Below are 17,303 nucleotides of genomic sequence, written 5' to 3' on the forward strand. Positions count from 1 at the left end.
ACAATTTAGCCTACGCAAAATTCCATCAAAATGAAACGTGTAGATTGTAAAATACTGTTATCGTGTTTTAACTTCGACTAATAATACGCCTAACATTTAGCATTAGTTTGGTATATCTTAGCTGGACAGACCATTAGCTGCCAAAAGTGCCAAAAGTGCCAAAATGGTTAAGCCTAATTTTTATTGTGTGGTTGATTGTGAACATAATTTTATATGCTGTGCCGTTATTTTTTCTGCTTATTGCCGTGGAGCTGATATTAGAAAAACGCAAAGGCACTAACTTTTATCGGGTAAACGATAGCCTAAATAGTTTAACTGCTGGGGTGCTTAGCCGCATGACAGATATAGTTAAACATCTTATTCCTTTAACCATTTATGTTTTTGTCTATGAAAATTGGGCATTCACCCAATTGGCGCATAGTTGGTGGGTGTGGCTGGTGGCCTTTGTACTATACGATTTTTGTTATTATTGGAATCATAGGTTAGGCCACGAAATGAACCTGCTATGGGCGGCACATGTGGTGCACCATTCCAGTGAAGAATACAATCTCACCACCGCCCTAAGGCAAAGCGGCAGTAGCGTATTTAGTTGGATTTTTTATCTGCCTATGGCGTTATTAGGCTTTGATCCTGTGGTGTTAATTACTGTTGGCTCGTTAAATCTGATTTATCAGTTTTGGGTGCATACCCGACATATTCCTAAACTTGGCTGGTACGAATGGATATTTGTAACTCCGTCAAATCACCGCGTGCATCATGCGCAAAATCAAATTTATATCGACCGAAATTATGGTGGGGTGTTTATTTTATGGGATAGGCTGTTTGGCTCATTTCAAGAAGAATTAGACAACGAACCGCCCATTTATGGGATCCGTAAAGCGTTAAAAAGCTGGAACCCATTGTGGGCAAATGTGCATGTGTATTCGCAGTTAGCTAAAGATTGTTACCACGCCCAGCGCTGGCAAGATAAATTGTTGATCTGGTTTAAGCGCACAGGTTGGCGCCCTGCTGATGTAGAACAAAATTATCCTTTGCCCAAGGTAGATTTAACCAAATTTCAAAAGTTCGACATTGAGCTTAGCTTAACCAACAAATTGTACAGTTTGAGCCAATATGTGTTGATAGTGTTTGTAGGCTTATTGCTAATGATGAATGTGTCGGCTATTCCTATGACCGAGCAATTGTTGTTAGTGGGTTTTGTGTTGTTTGCTAGTTTTTCTGCAGGCGCGGTGTTAGAAAACAACCCTATTGCTATAACATTAGAATGGCTCAAAGTGGCCTGTTTGGTCTTTGCTTTGTTGAGTTATCCGTTGGCCAGTTGGATTGCTATAGTGTTGGCGCTGGTGGTGATGCTGAACAGCGCCATGTTATTGTTTAAAAAACAGCAATTGATCCAAGCTAAGTGGCCAAGCACAGTGGCCACCGAAAAATAATTGGCTTGGGTTATTGGTTGGTTTCGGAGTGCAACACTATTCTGTTGCCTTCGCTGTCGATCACCAAAGCGCGAAAACCGTGTGGGCCTATGGCATGAATAGCCTGGATGATTGACCCGCCTTTATCGGTAACTCGCTTAACGGCGTCTTGAATACGCCCATTAACATTAAAATACACCATAATACCTTGAGTGGCGCTAATGTCTGAGGGCATAGGCACTAAGCAGCCACCATTGCCTTGCTCGTGTGCCAACACCCCAAAAGAAAAGTCACCGGCTTGTTCAATACTTACCTGAATATCTAATACAGTGGCGTAAAAGTCTGCGGCACGGTTAAGATCGGCTACCGGAATATCAAACCACACCACTCTATTGTGCTGGGTATTTAAATCACTCATAAATCTCTCCCAAAAAGCTGAATGCAGCATTAGTGTTTTTTATATTAAAACATAGAGCAAAAAAAAAGCTGCAATTAGATTGCAGCTTTAATTAATACTTTGGCGTTAGGCATTAAGCTTAACCCTTTTACATCTTGTTACTCATGCTCAAAGGTGACTTTTAATAATTCGATAGAATCACTAAAGGTTAGGGTTTTAAGCTTGCCTTTTCCTTCAACATTTATGGTATTGATTTGTTCAGGCCATAAGTCGCGTAACGCATTATGGCTTATGGTTAAATCTGCCAACTGAGTTGGTTGTGTGGTTTCTTGGTAAACCCAAAAAAACTTACCGTCAATTTCGTAACCTACCATGCTAAGCGGTAAAGCTTGGCCTTGGTGGTCAAATAAATTAAAGCGTTGGTGCACATAATCACTAAAAGCTTGTTGCGTGCTTTTAGCGCCAATAATGTCGGCTTGTTTACCAAAAATTTCTTTTACCGCATGCTCGGCATCATGCACTCTAAAGCGGTGCATAATTTCGATATTTTCAGTACGTGGATTAAATAATACTGTACTGATAGCGGTTTTTTGTTGATGCGCAGACACCCCAAGCGCTGCAAAAAACAGCGCTGCGGTGACTAGCTGAACAATCTTAGTCATTGTTATCTTGATCGTCATCTTGCTTGTTGTCATAAGTTTTTAGCTCAGTTTTGATGTCTTGCATAATGTCTCTTGCAACTTTACTGGTGCTTTTCTTACGCTTATAAGCTTCGATGCGCGAAGGAATAATTTGACGTGGGTAGTGGTTGTTTTCCACATTCACGTCAGCCGTTTCCCAGCGAGGATCTACTTCAACGCTAACTAATTCTTTGTCTTTGTCGGTAATAATTAACTTGCTTACCGCTTTAGGCGTACGACGCCAAATTTCAGCCGGAATGTACTGGTTTTCTTTGCTACCGTCGGCAAAAGTTAGCTCTAAAATAATAGGCATAACCAAACCACCTTTATTAGAAAAATCTAATACGTAGTAGTTTTTGTCTTCTTTTACGGCGCGTTCAAATGCGGTTTTTTCCCATGGCTTAAGTTTGCTCATCCATTTGTTATAGGCATTACGCTCTTTGTTGGTAACAGTAAATCTGTCGTTTTCGTCATAAAAGTCGGTAATGTCTGGGAAGCGATCGATCCACAACTTTCTACCTTCGGCTTGATTGCGTTCATCGGTTAAAGATAGAGGCTTGTCTAGCTCTTCTTGACGTTGACGAGCAAAGTCGATGTCTGGATCTTTAGTATCTAGGCGTAGTTTAGATACGCGGTCGATTGAAATATCAACGTGGTCTGTGCTGTAGAACCAACCACGCCAGAACCAATCTAGGTCAACACCTGACGCTTCTTCCATAGTACGGAAGAAATCTGAAGGTGTAGGGCGTTTAAACTTCCAGCGCTGAGCGTATTCTTTAAAAGCAAAGTCGAAAAGTTCACGACCAAGAATCGTTTCGCGCAAAATATTTAACGCAGCAGCAGGTTTAGTGTAGGCATTTGGACCTAAACGTAACACGCTGTCTGATTGAGTCATGATAGGCACTTGAGTAGAAGACTTCATGTAGCTAGTGATATCGCGTGGCTCAACACCCCAAGGAATAGTTGGATCCCATTCACGTCCGGCTACACCGTCTAAAAAGCTGTTTAAACCTTCGTCCATCCAAGTCCACTGACGTTCGTCAGAGTTAACTATCATAGGGAAATAAATGTGCCCTACTTCGTGGATAACTACGCCTATTAAAAAGCGTTTTTCGGCTTGTGAATAGGTACGAGTGCCGTCTTTTTGTAATTCGGTACGTGGGCCATTAAAGGTAATCATAGGGTATTCCATGCCACCTACAGGACCATTAACCGATTGCGCAACAGGATAAGGATAATCAAAAGAAAAACGGCTATACACTTCAAGTGTTTGAATCACGGCTTCGGTTGAATACTTTTTCCATAGATCGCCACCTTCTTTTGGATAAAAAGACATGGCCATCACTAACGGCTGGTCGTCGCCACCTTGCTGATGACCACGTGCATCCCACATAAACTTACGCGACGAGGCCCAAGCAAAGTCACGCACATTCTTGGCGCTAAACTTCCAGGTTTTTAATTTATCTGTGCCGGCTTTTTCGTTTTCTAACGCTTCTTCTTCGGTCACAACAAATACAATACGCTCAGCTTTTTCGGCTTCTTTTAAACGTTTACGTTGAGTGGCAGTTAATACTTCTTTAGGGTTTTGCAAAGCACCAGTTGAGCTAACAATGTGGTCGGCAGGTACGGTTAATTCAACATCGTAGTTACCAAACTCTAGAGTAAACTCACCACGGCCAATAAATTCTTTGTTGGTCCATGCTTCGTAATCGGTGTATGAATGTAAACGTGGGAACCACTGGGCTAACAAAAAGATGTCGTTGCCGCCTTCGCGAGGATCATCTGGAAAATGCTCGTAACCAGAACGCGCAGACACGGCATCTTCTTCTACTATGTTAAATGCAAAGTCGATGGCAAATTCAACCTTTTTACCTGGCTTTAAAGGCTTAGGTAAATCAACACGCATATTGGTGCCAACTATAGTGTGCTTAAGGGGGTTGCCACGGCTGTCGGTAACTGCCTGAATGTCGTAACCTAGAACATTGTCTTCAACAAACTGTTGACGACGTAGTGCGCCTAAACTTAATTGCGCTGGCTTACTGCCACTTGCAGCTGCAGTTGCTGGCCCTCTATTGCCTATGCCGCCAAATGTAGTAGTAGTGGCAGACATAGAGTCATTTTTAAATTTATTTTGATCTAACTGTACCCATAAATACTTTAAGGTATCGGGAGAATTGTTGTGATAAGTAATATCTTGGCTAGCTTCAATACGGCGCTTTTGCTCGTCTAGCTTGGCCTTAATTTTATAGTCAACTTGTTGTTGCCAATAGGCATGACCTGGTTCACCTGCGGCATTGCGGTAAACGTTAGGTGTGGGCAATGACTCATCTAGTTGCCTAAACTTATCTTCAAAGTCACCTTTGGTTTGATTCACAGATGCTGTGGCAAAACCAACAACAATAAGCGATAGCCAGGCTATCGTTTTTATTTTATTAAACATATTATTTCCTGATTTGGTTCTGGAATGCGCAGCTATTTTGGAACAGTTTATTGTTGCTGCGGCGCTACTTTAATCTAATTCACTGCTAAAAGCTTTTATTCAGGCAGATTGCTTGGCATTAAATTGTGTAAAAATATTGCAACAGCTGTGCCTAGATCATGCAAAAGACTACAAATTGTGCGGTGTTTTTAACCATAGCTTATAACTAGTTTGGCTTGTTTAAGCGCGTTTTTATCGTAATCTAAGCAAATTATGGTGAGGGGATGTGCATGGCTAATTTTGAATGGAAAAGAGCGGTAATTAAAGTAGGTAGCAGTTTAATTGCGCCTAATCAAAACCAATGCAGCCAAGAGTTTATTGCCCCCATAGCCGAGTTTATCAAACATAGTCGCCAGCAAGGAAAGCAGGTGATTTTAGTTTCTTCTGGCAGTGTGGCTGCGGGTAGAAATAAAATTGCCTATAAACACAGCCCATCTATTGTAGAAAAACAAGCCATGGCCGCCATTGGTCAAACACAGATGATGGCCAACTGGGCCAAATTGTTTAGCTTTGATTGTGCACAAATATTGTTAACCGCCGACGACCTGCATAGCCGTACTCGTTATGTAAATATTAAAAACACCTTAGCTGAATTATTAAAAAACAATGTATTACCCATAATTAATGAAAATGACTCTGTAGCCATTAACGAATTAAAAGTGGGAGACAACGATAATCTTGCCGCATACACAGCCTTAGTTGCCCAAGCCGACAGCTTAATTATTTGTTCTGATATTGACGGTTTATTTGATGCTAACCCCAAAACTCAACCCAAGGCTAAGCTTATCCCAGAGGTTAATAAAATTGATGCGCGCCTTTATCAGTTAGCGGGAGGTGCTGGCAGTGAATTAGGCACAGGTGGCATGCAAACCAAACTTCAAGCTGCAGAAAAGTGTACAGCCTCTGGTATTCAAACTTTAATAGTTAACGGTCGAAAAAAAGAGGTGTTTAGCCAGCTCGCCAAAGGGCAAATACCAGGCACCCTTTTTGTGCCTAATAAAAGTTTGGCAAGCGCCAGAGACAATTGGCTTAGGCATAGTTTAAAAGTAAAAGGCAACCTGATAGTTGATACTGGAGCCAAACAAGCTTTATTAGACAAAGGTGCGTCTTTGTTGCCTTCTGGCATTGTAAAAGTGGAAGGCCGTTTTAATGAAGGTGATGCAGTACAGATAAGTTGCGATGGCCAAGTAATTAGCAAAGGCTTAGTGCAATTTAACAGCCATGACTTACATAAAATACTTGGTTTAAACAGCCAAAACATTGCCAAAGTGCTGGGTTATACCAGTACCGAGGTAGCGGTTCATAGAAATGACCTAGTGCTATATGCAGGCCAGTTAATAGATTAATTTTTAGGAGTGAGCATGAGCTTTTGTATAAAACAAGCGGCGCTGGCAGCCAAAAAAGCCTCGCGCCAGGTAGCCCAATTAAGCGCTGCACAAAAACATTTGTTACTCACAGACATAGCAGAGGCACTGTTAGCCAAGGCCGATGACATTTTAGCGGCCAATCAAAAAGACTTGGCCGCAGGGCAACAACACGGCTTAGACGCTGCCATGTTAGATAGGTTAGCCCTAAACCAAGACCGGTTAAAAAGTATTGCCCAAGCGGTTTTAGACATTGCCGCTCAAGCTGATCCTGTAGGTAGCATTGCTAAATTAGAGACTATGCCCAGTGGTATACAAGTGGGCAAAATGCGTATTCCGTTAGGGGTAATCGCCATGATTTACGAATCGCGCCCTAATGTCACTATAGATGCTGCAGCCTTATGTTTAAAAGCCGGTAATGCAGTGGTGTTACGTGGCGGCAAAGAAGCCATACATTCTAATCTGGCTTTGGCAGACTGTATAAAAACCGCCCTAGCGAAACAAAATATCGACCCTGCTGCAGTGGTAGTGGTACCTGATACCGATCGTGCGGTTATGAATCAACTAATGACCCTTACAGAGTCCATAGACCTAATTATTCCTAGAGGGGGCGAAGGCTTAATTCGGTTTGTGTCTGAAAATAGCCAAATTCCGGTGATCCAACATTACAAAGGGGTCTGCCATTTATATGTTGATAAAGCTGCGGATGAAAGCAAAGCCTTAGCCCTATTAAAAAATGGCAAAACCCAAAGAACAGGGGTGTGTAATGCCCTAGAAACCTTGTTAGTTCATCAAGATATTGCCGCAACATTTTTACCCAAAGCCGCCGCGCTTTTAGCCGAACATAATACTGTGGTGCATGCTTGTGAAACCAGCATAGAATATTTTGCAGGGGCACAAGCGGCTACCGAAGATGACTGGCATGCCGAGTATTTAGCAATGGAAATTGCAGTAAGAGTGGTAGCTGATTTTGACCATGCTATTGAACATATTGAAGATTACGCCTCGGGGCACACAGAAGTGATCGCCACCCAAGATTATTCTACTGCGCAAGAATTTATCAGACGGGTTAACTCAGCTGTCGTAATGGTTAACGCCTCTTCAAGATTTTCTGATGGTGGCCAATTAGGCTTAGGCGCTGAAATTGGCATATCTACCAGCAAATTACACGCCTACGGGCCAATGGGTGCAGCATCCCTTACAACTGAAAAGTTTATTGTGATGGGGGATGGTGAGGTGAGAGCTTAGTGATAAGCGAGCTTGCATTAGCAAGCCAAGCTAAGCCAAACCAACCTAATACGCATAGGGCTAGGGTTAAGATTTAGATAATTTGAAGTCTAGTTGTACCTCAAGGTTTTTGGCCTTAATGGCTTTGCCATTTTCAAACCTTGGGGCATAGCGCCATTTTTCTAATGCTTGAATCGAAACTTTGCCAAAGTCTTTTCCGCCTTTAACTTCTTGCAAGGTTATATCTTTTACAAAGCCCATTTCATCAATGCTAAACGACATTTTTGCATAACCTTCGCGACTATTTCTGGCGGCAGACATAGGGTATTTGGGCTCTATTCGATACAAAGGCATGGGTTCTAGTTCGTCTTGCCAGGGTGTCATTTGGCCTATTTGTATGCAGTGTTCTGTGGCTTTTTCTGATTGTCCTTTAGCTTCGTATAATTGCACTAGCCGACTGCGCGCACTTAATTCATAGGGGTGAGAGGTGTCTAATTGGGCCTCTATGGTACTAATGAGATTTTCGTATAGGTCTATGGCTTGGTTGGTTTTTTTCAAGCCAGTTTTGATGGTTGCTAGGGTAAATTGCATTTCGAGGGTGCGCAGGTCGTTGTTGCCTATGCTTGCTAATAAGCCTGAATAGGCCAGCTCTGTGGCTTTAATGGCATCTCGCCTTACATGAAATACAACTGGGTGTTGGGTGATGGCTTTGCTTAATTGATAATAATAAAAAGGGGCTTTTTTACTCGAGCGCTTTGCCAAGGCTTCGGTGACCTCAACCGCTTGTTTGGCAATAGGCTTAAGTTGTTGTTTTTGTTTGCTAATATTGCTTCCAAGAGTGGAGGGGAAATAGCCAATTTGTTCTAACAAGGCACCTAATAATTGTTCAGAGTGTTCACCATAATGCGCTTTGAATCCAGCAGTGACCTTGTGCATAGTTTCAAAGGCCAGTTGATGTTGTTTGGCAGCGGCATAAGCAGCCGCCAAGTTATATTGCAGATTTATGCTATTGATTGTTGTTTCGCCAAATTTTTGTTGGCCTAACTCAGCGGCTTGTTTAGCTAGGGCTAAGGTTTGGGTTGTGTTTTGAGTTTGCTGCGAAGCTAAATAGTCTTGATAGACTTGTGAAAAAGAGGCAGCCATGGCGTTTGCCGCCACGGCTAAATTAAGTCCTAGTGCTAAACTGAGTATGCGAATTTGCATGGCTATTCCTTTAGTATTAATGGGTTACTGCTACCGGCTTTCCTGCTGCGCTTTGTTCTAACATGGCGTAATAAAATTGTATGGCATTGATATAGTCTTGCACTGCTATTTGTTCGTTTAATCCATGAAACTGATTCAGACTCGTTGGGTTTAACGAGACCATCATAAAGCGGTAAATATTATCTGATAACCCTTGGAAGTGTCTGGCATCTGTGGCGCCAGTGACTAAGTAAGGGGTGACTAATATATTTTGGTCTAAACGCCTAATGGTTTGCTCTATCAGCTTAAATCCAAGATGCTCAGTGGGAGACACGCCCGAGGCTTCGTTGGCTAACTCTACCGACATTTCAACTCTTGGATCATTAATCACTTGTTTTAAATGCGCTTGAATACTGGCGATGGTATCACCGGGTAATATTCTTAAATTCACCACTGCTGTGGCCAGGGTAGGTAATACATTGGATTTGGTACTACCAGACAACATAGTCACGGCTGTGGTAGTGCGAGCGGTGGCCGCTGAGCCTGGACTATTAACTAGGGTGCTAAGAATAAGGGGTTCAAGTAACCACAGGTTGGCTAAGGGCAAACGATGTGCCAAGGGTAAGGTAAAACCTATGTTATCAAACATTAACTCAAAAAAGTCCATGCGCGGTTCAAAAGGATTGTTTTCAACCGCTACTATGGCTTTGGCTAAAATGCCTGCCGCTGTATGTGCTGGTGGCTGTGAAGAGTGGCCGCCTTGCCCTTTTACCGACAAGCGAATATTCACAAAGCCTTTTTCGGCAACCCCCACTAAAGCCACTGGCTCGCTTACACCTGGCACTAAGCCTTTGGCAACAACTCCGCCCTCGTCTAATACAAACTCAAATGTGATGCCTTGCTGGGCAAAGTGTGCGGCTATGGCTTGGGCCCCTTCACCTCCCACTTCTTCATCGTGACCAAAGGCAAAGTAGATGTCGCGTTGTGGCGTTTTCCCTTGCGATAAATAGGCTTCCATAGATTCCATTAGGGCTATAACACTGACTTTGTCGTCTATGGCGCCTCTGCCCCAAATAACTTCATCGACTATCTTGCCGCTAAAAGGTGGTTGTTGCCATTGTTCGCGGGTGTGTTTGTCTACCGGAACAACATCCATGTGGCCCATAAATAATACCGGCTTTAACTCTGGGTTTTGCCCTTTAAGGTGATACACCAAGCTGTAATCTTTAAAGGTTTTAATTTGGGTGTTGGCATGAGTTAGGGGAAACGCCTCGGCTAAATAATGATGAAAGTCGGTAAAAGCCTGATGGTCGAGCAAGCTGGGATCGTCGTAAGAAATGGTTTTAATTTGTAGGGCTTGGCTAAACCTGTTTAGCACTTCGGGTTTATCTAGCTCAATGTGAGTTAGCGGCTGAGTAACTTGGTATTGGTGGTTGGTAAATTGGGTTTCTGCGCGAAATAGCATAAAAACTATAAGTAACAGCAGAATTATCCCTAAAGATAGCAATATTTTTTTCATTGTTAGGGCTACGGTTTTGATTTTACTGGTTACAATAGCACATAGCATAAACCTTTCATTTTGAGTAATAAACCCTTGTCTAACCTAGTGCTTTTTTCTGTGGTGGTGCTTATTTGGGGCTCCACTTGGCTAGCCATTACCTTTCAGTTTGGGGAAGTTGACCCTACCCTTTCTGTGGCCTATAGATTTTTAATTGCGGCGCTTATTTTATACGGCTACTGCAAATTTAAGGGCTTAAGCCTGAGTTTACCTAGGCATATTCACTATAAGTTGATGGGGGTTGGCTTATGTTTATATACCCTTGATTACACTATGCTGTATCAAAGTCAGCAATATATTATTAGTGCCATAGTGGCCTTAATGAGCTCGGGTATGGTGTACATAAATGTGTTGCTACGACGAGTTTTGCTAAACAAGCCTATTCGTGCCGAGGTCATTGTGGGCGCCACCTTAGGCATGTTTGGCATTGCGCTGATATTTTTACCTGAATTTTCTAAGGTGAGTGCCAATCAGTTTTTATTATTGGGTATAGGTTGGGCTTTAGGTTCGTTCTTTTTTGCCTCTTTAGGCAATGTGATTTCTGAACGGGTGTTAGATCACGGTACCCCTATTATTCAAATGAACTTTTGGGCCATGGGGTATGGAGTGATTTTTATCTTTATTGCCGCTTTAGTAAATGGCGCTGAGTTTACTCTGCCCACCCAGCCTCAATATTATTATTCTATGTTGTATTTAGCGGTTTTTGGCAGTGTTTTAGCCTTTGGGGCTTATATGCAACTGGTTAAACAAATGGGCTCAGATAAAGCGGCCTATGTAGTGTTAGTTTACCCAATAGTGGCGCTAATTTTATCCACCCTGTTTGAAGGCTATCAATGGCATATTGAAGCATTGATAGGTGTGGGGGTAGTGTTAGTTGGCAATGCTATCGCTATGGGTAAGCTCAGATTGCCAATCTTAAAAACTACAGACGATTAAGCTTTTGGTTTAATTCATAACTGGGCTCTGTGACTATTTTTTCTAATACTTGGATCCTTTCTGTTAAGTTGTCTATCACAGCTTCTTGAGGCTTAGCTTTAGACGCTGGTGCAAAAGGTTGCTGGCTTTGGCCGTTGATCCAGTTCACCAGTTGCCAGCCATATTTGTTATCTAGCCATGCCAAGCCAAAATAAATAGCGGCGAAACTGCCAAATATTAATAAAAAGCTTAAGGTGCTCATAATTCACTCCTTGGTGGTGTTAAATTAAATTTAGCCTCACTGTTAGGCAAATGCTTTAGTTAAAAAAATCTGGTGTTTAACTTCTAGTCTTAGCGGCATAAAAATTATTACATCTGCCTGTAATAATTTTTAAACTCGTCAGACTAAGCAAATAGGCTGCAACATATATTTTTGTTTTGACAAAGGATTTAGGGCTTTTTTTGAATTCAGACTTTAACCAAGTGCTACAGCAACATGCGTCTTTATTGAGTCGTGTGGCTGCGACCTATGAGGCCAACTTTCACCTGCGTCAAGAATTGCTGCAAGAAGTGACTTTGGCGGTGTGGCAGGCGCTGGAAAAGTTTAAGGGTGATAGCAGTTTAAAAACCTACATTTTAAGAGTGGCCCACAATAAAGCCATTACCCATGTGGCTTATCATGCTAAACAACCACGCAACGACAATTATTGTGAAGTACAAAATCCCCTTGCCAGTAAAGAGGCGTGTACAGACGAACAGTTGGCTAAAGAGCAACAAGTACAAACCATGTTAGCTGCGATTAGATGTATGCCAATTCAAACGCGGCAAGTAGTGACTATGTCTATGGAAGGCTTAAGTTACCAAGAAATTGCCAATGCCTGTGGCATTAATGGGTCAAATGTTGGGGTGATATTAAACCGCGCTAGAAAACAATTAATGGAGAGCATTAGCCATGCATGAGAATCCCGATCCGTTAACTCAACTTTGGCAAAATCAAACAGTTGAACAAGCTGATTTAGCGGCCCTTAGTAAAAAGTGGCGACGCGTAAAATATAAACAGCGTGCTTATGTTGCGCTAGATTTTGGCTGCTTGTTGCTAGCGGGCGGCATTATTGCCCTAAAATTTGAACGCTTAGATCCTATTGTCTTAGCTCTTATGAGTATTGTTATGCTGATAGGTTTTGCTAGCGTGCTATATGTTACTTGGCTTAGACGTTTTTCTTTGGGCTGGAGCCAAGATAATACTGAGCTGCATATTAAGAACCTGCAAAAACAAATTCACAACAACATTAAGATTGCTCAACTAAGTAAGTATTCTGTGTGGGCACTCTTGGCGTTTTTTGCAGTATTTAATGCCTTGCTGTTTTACTTTGAGATTTTTCCCGAAGCGATATTTTGGCAAAAGTTTTATCTTACCTTAGTCATCAATGCTGTGGCGTTACCTTGTTTATGGATATGGGCCAACAAGCGTAAAAAACGTTTTGAGCTAGAATTAGCCGAACTAAAATCTTTGCTGTTAGGCAAACAAGCTGGTCAATAGTTTGTTACGTTTTTTATGAAATATTGCCCATAAGTTTTGACTTTCTTGGTTATTTTTCTGAGCCTATTTTTGTTATAGTCGAAAAATCTGCTTAACGATGTTTAGAAAATTACTGCTTTTAAAATCACTGTTTTATCGTTTTTATTCGCTAACTGCCTGTTAAAAAAGGTATTTAGACTGGATGGAGTATTTAGGCGATGGGTTGTTCATAGTGAAGATAAAGCCTAGTGGTTATTCTGCCGTTTTATTTATCCTAATTTTTATTTTGGACTGAAATTGTCGTATTTATTTCATTTAGTTGCCTCTCAAGGTTTAACTTATCTAATTTTTAGTGGTGTGCTTTTGCTTATATGGTGCACTGTGCATAGGCAAGCTTATATCTTGTATTGGGCTATAGGTTTTTTGTTTGGTGCATTAGGTTGGGTGATTAATCTAGTACCAGTTAAGGTGTTTGGGCTAGAGCCGTTTTTCTGGTTAATCGACATTGTTATTACCTTAGTGTCTGTGTCTTTTGTCACTTATGGTTTAGTACTGCGTTCGCAACGCCCTTGGAAAATCATTTGGTTTGTCTTTGCGACTTTTATTGCACTGCATTGGATAGTGTATTTTTCTGCGGTGCAAAATAACTTTGCTCTTAAAATGGCCATTAGTCCGTGGTTTATCGCTATATGTATGCAGCTCAACGCCTATATAGTTTGGAATAAACCAGGGCGTTTAATGAACTTAGAAAAATGTGTGGCGGCGATTTGCCAAGTGAGTGCGCTGATCCATGCATTGCGCGGTATATTGTTAGTTAATCAAGCTGCAGTGCCCGAGCAAAATTTAACCTCCGCCTACGAAATTGTGAGTTATCTGGTATTGCCGGCTAATTTTACCGCCATTGGGATTGCACTAATGTTATTGGTAATAGCCGACATTACCCAGCGCCTAAATATGGGTTTGATAAGTGATCAGCAATCGCTCACATTTAATCGCAAGGGCATGGCCGATATAGCTGAAAAAATTATGGCAAATTGCCAACGTTTTAATCAGCCCATAAGTTTGATCCTCATCGATATAGATCACTTTGCTTCGATTAAACAGCAATATGGCAGTAAAACTGGGCAACAAGCGTTAAACGCTGTAAGTCGTACTTTGGCCAATAGTTTACATAAGGGCGATTTTATTGGTGAACTTCAAGAAGCAAGATTTGTGTTGGTTCTTCCCAATGCCGATGAAATTAAAACCCTTAACTTAGCAGAACAATTGCGTTTAGCTGTGGGGCAAATTAGTTTGCAGCATGGCCATGAAAGTATTCGTCTTACTGCTAGCTTAGGAGTGTTAAGCACCCAAACCGACTATTGTTATGCGAGCTTAATTCGCCACGCCGAAGTTGCTCTGTCGCAAGCTGAAAGGGTAGAAAGAAACAGAGTGGTTCAGCTGCTTTAGCAGTGAATTTTTTATAGTATATAATCAGTCAGCATTTGAGGTTGGACTTGTTGCCGTTATAAGATTCTTTATACTGGCAGCCCTTACTGTGAGGTCTTATGAATAACATTTCTCAACTATTAGAAAACAATAAAAATTGGTCAGACAGCACCAAACAAGCTGATCCTAATTTTTTTAATAATTTGGCGACCCGTCAAACCCCAGAATATTTGTGGATTGGCTGTTCAGATAGCCGTGTACCCGCTAACCAAATTGTTGGTCTATTACCTGGTGACATTTTTGTACATCGTAATGTGGCAAACCTAGTGGTGCATACCGATTTTAACTGTTTGTCGGTATTACAGTACGCGGTTGATGTACTTAAAGTTAAACATATTATTGTGTGTGGTCATTATGGATGCGGTGGAGTAGACGCGGCATTAAAAGACGACTCTTTAGGCTTAATCGATAACTGGTTAGGGCACATTAAAGATATTGCCTACAAGCATAGAGAAGAATTAGCCCAGTTAGATGATAAAGCCAGAACCGCGCGATTATGTGAACTGAATGTGCTTGAACAAGCGGCCAATGTAAAACGTAGTAGCATAGTAAAAGATGCGATAAAGCGTGGGCAGTCTATTCAAATTCATAGTTGGATTTATAGCTTACGTGCCGGCTTAATTGAAGACTTAGCGACTAAAGGCAAGTGAAACAATTATTAGGTTTAAGCTTTGCTCTAGTCTTTAGTTGTATTTCGCTAAACAGTTGGGCAGAGCCGCAAACCTGGTATTTTGTTAGGCACTTTGAAAAACAAGCTGGTCAAGACCCTAGCCTAACCGCTAAAGGTAAGGCTAGAGCACTTGGTTTAATTGATTATTTTAAAGGGCGTCAGCTAGCTCAAGTATTCAGTACCGATTATCAACGCACTAAACAAACTGCTACTGGAGTGGCTGAGTCTAAACAGCTTGAGTTAAGTTTGTATAATCCGCGTGACCTCAAAGCTTTTGCCCATCAATTAAGCCAACTCAATCAGGTTTTGGTGGTGGGGCATAGCAACACCACTCCACAATTAATGGCACTTATGGGGGCTGCACAAGTACAGATCCTAGAAAGTGACTACGGCGATCTTTATATAGTGCAAAAAGATGTCGATTCAATTCGTACAACTAAAGTGCAAATTCCTGTTAAATAAACATTTTTTGTGATTTATAGGTTAGACTTTTGGCTTTTGGCAAAAATGTTATTAGCATAGTTTGATGACGATGCTAGACTCCTCGCCTTTTTATTAACGAGATACCTTATGTCAGCAAAGATCCCTTCAGCAACACCACCCATTAAGGCAGAAATTGGCTTAGTGGAATTTGTTGCGCTTATGGCTTTGATGACGTCTTTGGTAGCCTTAAGTATTGATGCCATGTTGCCGGCGTTAAGCCAAATTGGCCAAGACTTACAAATTAGCGATCATCGAAATACCCACTTAATCATATCTTTGTTTTTTATTGGCATGGGATTTGGGCAACTGTATTACGGCCCCTTGTCTGACGACAAAGGTAGGCGTTATGCCATTCTTTCAGGGTTACTGGTTTTTGCCGCTGGCTCATTGGTGTGTATGTTTGCGCAATCTTTAGAAGTGATGTTAGTGGGGCGGGTGATCCAAGCTTTTGGTGTATCTGGCCCTAGAATAGCGGCATTGGCGGTGATCCGCGATAAATACGAAGGCGAAGCCATGGCCAGAGTCATGTCTTTTATAATGATGGTTTTTATCTTAGTGCCTATGTTGGCCCCAAGTTTTGGCCAAGCCATTTTATTGATGTTTTCGTGGCGACATATTTATTCGTCTTTCTTAATTTTTGGTTTGCTGGTGGGTCTATGGTTTTTTATCAGGCAGCCCGAAACCTTACCTAAAGAAAAGCGTTTACCTTTTAGTTGGGCACAATTATGGCGCTCTAGTCGGTTTATTTTGACCCATAAATTGGTGATGTTTTACACCTTATCGGCAGGCATTATTTTTGGGGCCTTTTTGGCTTATATCAGTTCTTCGCAAACGCTTTTTCAACAGATTTATCTAACTGGCGATATGTTTCCAATTTATTTTGCCTTGTTGGCGTTTTCTATTGGTTTAGCGTCTTTTGTGAATGGCACCTTGGTAATGCGTTTAGGTATGCGAACTTTGTGTACTTGGGCGTTATATGGCTGGTTAGTGTTTTCGGTGATTCTAAGCGTGTTATGTTTGCTTCACTCAGGTATTCCGCCATTTTGGATGTTTATCAGTGTGTTATTTTGCGCGTTTTTTTGTATCGGAGTGTTATTCGGAAACGTCAATGCCATGGCCATGCAACCACTAGGTGAGGTGGCGGGCTTAGGCGCAGCTATTATTGGTTCGTTAAGTAGTTTAATTGCGGTGCCAACCGCTGTGTTTATTGGTAGCTTTATTCAAAACACCATTACCCCAATTGCTTTGGGGTTTGTTGGATTTGGTGCCTTATCTAGCTTGTTATTTTGGCGGGCAAACAAAGCTCGTTTACAAATGAAAAAAGCAAAACTTCTTAGTTCAGAATAGATTCATCTTTGGTTCAGTCAAAAGCCGTATTATCAATGGCGATTTGACCCTCAATTTTGCGCGCTATGTATGACGTTTTACCTTTTGGTGTTTGTGCATAGCGCTTTTTTTGTGCCAGTGTTTATTTAACTAAGCGCATATTGGGTCTGGCTATAGGCTCTTCTGATACTTCCACTCGTTTAGACGTGCGCAATCCATTTTTCACTCTGTCATAACTGATGCTTTTCATGCCCATAGACTGGCAGAACTTATAAATAGTCATAAAGTCATCTTTGGTTAACTCGGTATCATCCACAGATAAATGCGAATCGATATGCATGCTCTCGCCATTAGCAGTTAACTGGGCCACGGCAGAGTATGAGTCACCATAATTTTTAGATTTGATCGCTCTGACCATTTTTACTTCAAAAAACCAATCATCAATTTTGGCAACACGAGTTATGGATTTGTTCATAGTTATTCCTATTCGGGTAGAAAGTAAAAAAACGGATTGTTGCTACCACTTATCTGCACGCTAGGCTCACAGAGCAATACTTAGGCCAAATTAGCAAAGCCAATGAAATCAGGGGTTTTGTTAATCCT

The 17,303-nt window shown here is 41.6% G+C and carries 17 protein-coding genes; 10 read left to right on the plus strand and 7 right to left on the minus strand.

Annotation, left to right across the window (positions count from 1 at the left end; translation table 11 throughout):
- Positions 1 to 197: 197 nt before the first annotated feature.
- Positions 198 to 1,433 (plus strand): sterol desaturase family protein, encoded by a 1,236-nt coding sequence (locus tag ACVCDT_RS10680; RefSeq protein WP_447132764.1) that lies wholly within the window; start codon positions 198 to 200, stop codon positions 1,431 to 1,433.
- A 10-nt stretch (positions 1,434 to 1,443) separates the two neighbouring features.
- Here the strand turns inward: ACVCDT_RS10680 and ACVCDT_RS10685 are convergent, their stop codons facing one another.
- From ACVCDT_RS10685 to ACVCDT_RS10695, 3 genes are all read right to left on the minus strand, one after another.
- A complete protein-coding gene (locus ACVCDT_RS10685; RefSeq protein WP_447132765.1) occupies positions 1,444 to 1,830 on the minus strand; it encodes a VOC family protein in 387 nt (128 codons plus the stop codon).
- A gap of 137 nt (positions 1,831 to 1,967) precedes the next feature.
- Positions 1,968 to 2,471: a DUF6702 family protein gene (locus ACVCDT_RS10690; RefSeq protein WP_447132766.1), complete on the minus strand. Its 504-nt coding sequence runs from the start codon at positions 2,469 to 2,471 to the stop codon at positions 1,968 to 1,970.
- Positions 2,464 to 4,929, minus strand: a complete 2,466-nt coding sequence (locus ACVCDT_RS10695) for a M1 family metallopeptidase (protein WP_447132767.1) — start codon at positions 4,927 to 4,929, stop codon at positions 2,464 to 2,466. Before ACVCDT_RS10695 ends, ACVCDT_RS10690 begins: the two co-directional genes overlap by 8 nt.
- 269 nt (positions 4,930 to 5,198) lie before the next feature.
- Between ACVCDT_RS10695 and proB the strand changes: the two genes are divergently transcribed.
- Both proB and ACVCDT_RS10705 read left to right on the plus strand, forming a co-directional pair.
- Entirely contained in the window at positions 5,199 to 6,314 is a 1,116-nt protein-coding gene (gene proB / locus ACVCDT_RS10700; RefSeq protein ID WP_447132768.1) for a glutamate 5-kinase, read from the plus strand.
- A gap of 15 nt (positions 6,315 to 6,329) precedes the next feature.
- Positions 6,330 to 7,580: a glutamate-5-semialdehyde dehydrogenase gene (locus ACVCDT_RS10705; protein WP_447132769.1), complete on the plus strand. Its 1,251-nt coding sequence runs from the start codon at positions 6,330 to 6,332 to the stop codon at positions 7,578 to 7,580.
- A 66-nt stretch (positions 7,581 to 7,646) separates the two neighbouring features.
- On the opposite strand, the gene ACVCDT_RS10710 is transcribed toward ACVCDT_RS10705, so the two are convergent.
- Positions 7,647 to 8,762, minus strand: coding sequence for a TonB family protein (locus ACVCDT_RS10710; protein ID WP_447132770.1), 1,116 nt, complete (start codon positions 8,760 to 8,762; stop codon positions 7,647 to 7,649).
- A gap of 16 nt (positions 8,763 to 8,778) precedes the next feature.
- Positions 8,779 to 10,260, minus strand: a complete 1,482-nt coding sequence (locus tag ACVCDT_RS10715; protein WP_447132771.1) for a M20 family peptidase — start codon at positions 10,258 to 10,260, stop codon at positions 8,779 to 8,781.
- 75 nt (positions 10,261 to 10,335) lie between these two features.
- Between ACVCDT_RS10715 and ACVCDT_RS10720 the strand changes: the two genes are divergently transcribed.
- Entirely contained in the window at positions 10,336 to 11,235 is a 900-nt protein-coding gene (locus ACVCDT_RS10720; RefSeq protein ID WP_447132941.1) for a DMT family transporter, read from the plus strand.
- Here the strand turns inward: ACVCDT_RS10720 and ACVCDT_RS10725 are convergent.
- Positions 11,222 to 11,476, minus strand: coding sequence for a hypothetical protein (locus ACVCDT_RS10725; protein WP_447132772.1), 255 nt, complete (start codon positions 11,474 to 11,476; stop codon positions 11,222 to 11,224). The two genes, ACVCDT_RS10720 and ACVCDT_RS10725, sit on opposite strands and share 14 nt — an antisense overlap.
- A 200-nt stretch (positions 11,477 to 11,676) precedes the next feature.
- On the opposite strand from ACVCDT_RS10725, the gene ACVCDT_RS10730 reads away from it, so the two are divergent.
- The 6 genes from ACVCDT_RS10730 (at position 11,677) to ACVCDT_RS10755 (ending at position 16,721) form a co-directional block, all read left to right on the plus strand.
- Complete coding sequence (locus ACVCDT_RS10730) at positions 11,677 to 12,174, plus strand: RNA polymerase sigma factor (protein WP_447132773.1); 498 nt, start codon at positions 11,677 to 11,679, stop codon at positions 12,172 to 12,174.
- Positions 12,167 to 12,754 (plus strand): hypothetical protein, encoded by a 588-nt coding sequence (locus ACVCDT_RS10735; protein WP_447132774.1) that lies wholly within the window; start codon positions 12,167 to 12,169, stop codon positions 12,752 to 12,754. The genes ACVCDT_RS10730 and ACVCDT_RS10735 overlap by 8 nt, the downstream gene beginning before the upstream one ends.
- Before the next feature lie 276 nt (positions 12,755 to 13,030).
- Positions 13,031 to 14,182 carry a GGDEF domain-containing protein gene (locus ACVCDT_RS10740; protein ID WP_447132775.1) on the plus strand — a complete coding sequence of 384 codons (1,152 nt, stop codon included), beginning with the start codon at positions 13,031 to 13,033 and terminating at the stop codon, positions 14,180 to 14,182.
- A 98-nt stretch (positions 14,183 to 14,280) separates the two neighbouring features.
- Positions 14,281 to 14,871 (plus strand): carbonate dehydratase, encoded by a 591-nt coding sequence (can, locus tag ACVCDT_RS10745; RefSeq protein WP_447132776.1) that lies wholly within the window; start codon positions 14,281 to 14,283, stop codon positions 14,869 to 14,871.
- Positions 14,868 to 15,353, plus strand: a complete 486-nt coding sequence (locus tag ACVCDT_RS10750) for a SixA phosphatase family protein (RefSeq protein ID WP_447132777.1) — start codon at positions 14,868 to 14,870, stop codon at positions 15,351 to 15,353. Before can ends, ACVCDT_RS10750 begins: the two co-directional genes overlap by 4 nt.
- Before the next feature lie 108 nt (positions 15,354 to 15,461).
- Entirely contained in the window at positions 15,462 to 16,721 is a 1,260-nt protein-coding gene (locus tag ACVCDT_RS10755) for a multidrug effflux MFS transporter (protein ID WP_447132778.1), read from the plus strand.
- A 121-nt stretch (positions 16,722 to 16,842) separates the two neighbouring features.
- On the opposite strand, the gene ACVCDT_RS10760 is transcribed toward ACVCDT_RS10755, so the two are convergent.
- Entirely contained in the window at positions 16,843 to 17,175 is a 333-nt protein-coding gene (locus ACVCDT_RS10760; protein WP_447132779.1) for a hypothetical protein, read from the minus strand.
- Positions 17,176 to 17,303 lie beyond the last annotated feature (128 nt).

The sequence above is a fragment of the Paraglaciecola aestuariivivens genome (assembly GCF_052983255.1).

What these genes read in the sequence shown, in the direction of transcription:
- proB (WP_447132768.1), top strand. Translation starts at nt 5,199, where the DNA reads ATGGCTAATTTTGAATGGAAAAGAGCGGTAATTAAAGTAGGTAGCAGT.
- ACVCDT_RS10705 (WP_447132769.1), top strand. Translation starts at nt 6,330, where the DNA reads ATGAGCTTTTGTATAAAACAAGCGGCGCTGGCAGCCAAAAAAGCCTCG.
- ACVCDT_RS10690 (WP_447132766.1), bottom strand. Translation starts at nt 2,471, where the DNA reads ATGACTAAGATTGTTCAGCTAGTCACCGCAGCGCTGTTTTTTGCAGCG.
- ACVCDT_RS10725 (WP_447132772.1), bottom strand. Translation starts at nt 11,476, where the DNA reads ATGAGCACCTTAAGCTTTTTATTAATATTTGGCAGTTTCGCCGCTATT.
- ACVCDT_RS10685 (WP_447132765.1), bottom strand. Translation starts at nt 1,830, where the DNA reads ATGAGTGATTTAAATACCCAGCACAATAGAGTGGTGTGGTTTGATATT.
- ACVCDT_RS10755 (WP_447132778.1), top strand. Translation starts at nt 15,462, where the DNA reads ATGTCAGCAAAGATCCCTTCAGCAACACCACCCATTAAGGCAGAAATT.
- ACVCDT_RS10760 (WP_447132779.1), bottom strand. Translation starts at nt 17,175, where the DNA reads ATGAACAAATCCATAACTCGTGTTGCCAAAATTGATGATTGGTTTTTT.
- ACVCDT_RS10715 (WP_447132771.1), bottom strand. Translation starts at nt 10,260, where the DNA reads ATGAAAAAAATATTGCTATCTTTAGGGATAATTCTGCTGTTACTTATA.
- can (WP_447132776.1), top strand. Translation starts at nt 14,281, where the DNA reads ATGAATAACATTTCTCAACTATTAGAAAACAATAAAAATTGGTCAGAC.
- ACVCDT_RS10735 (WP_447132774.1), top strand. Translation starts at nt 12,167, where the DNA reads ATGCATGAGAATCCCGATCCGTTAACTCAACTTTGGCAAAATCAAACA.
- ACVCDT_RS10695 (WP_447132767.1), bottom strand. Translation starts at nt 4,929, where the DNA reads ATGTTTAATAAAATAAAAACGATAGCCTGGCTATCGCTTATTGTTGTT.
- ACVCDT_RS10710 (WP_447132770.1), bottom strand. Translation starts at nt 8,762, where the DNA reads ATGCAAATTCGCATACTCAGTTTAGCACTAGGACTTAATTTAGCCGTG.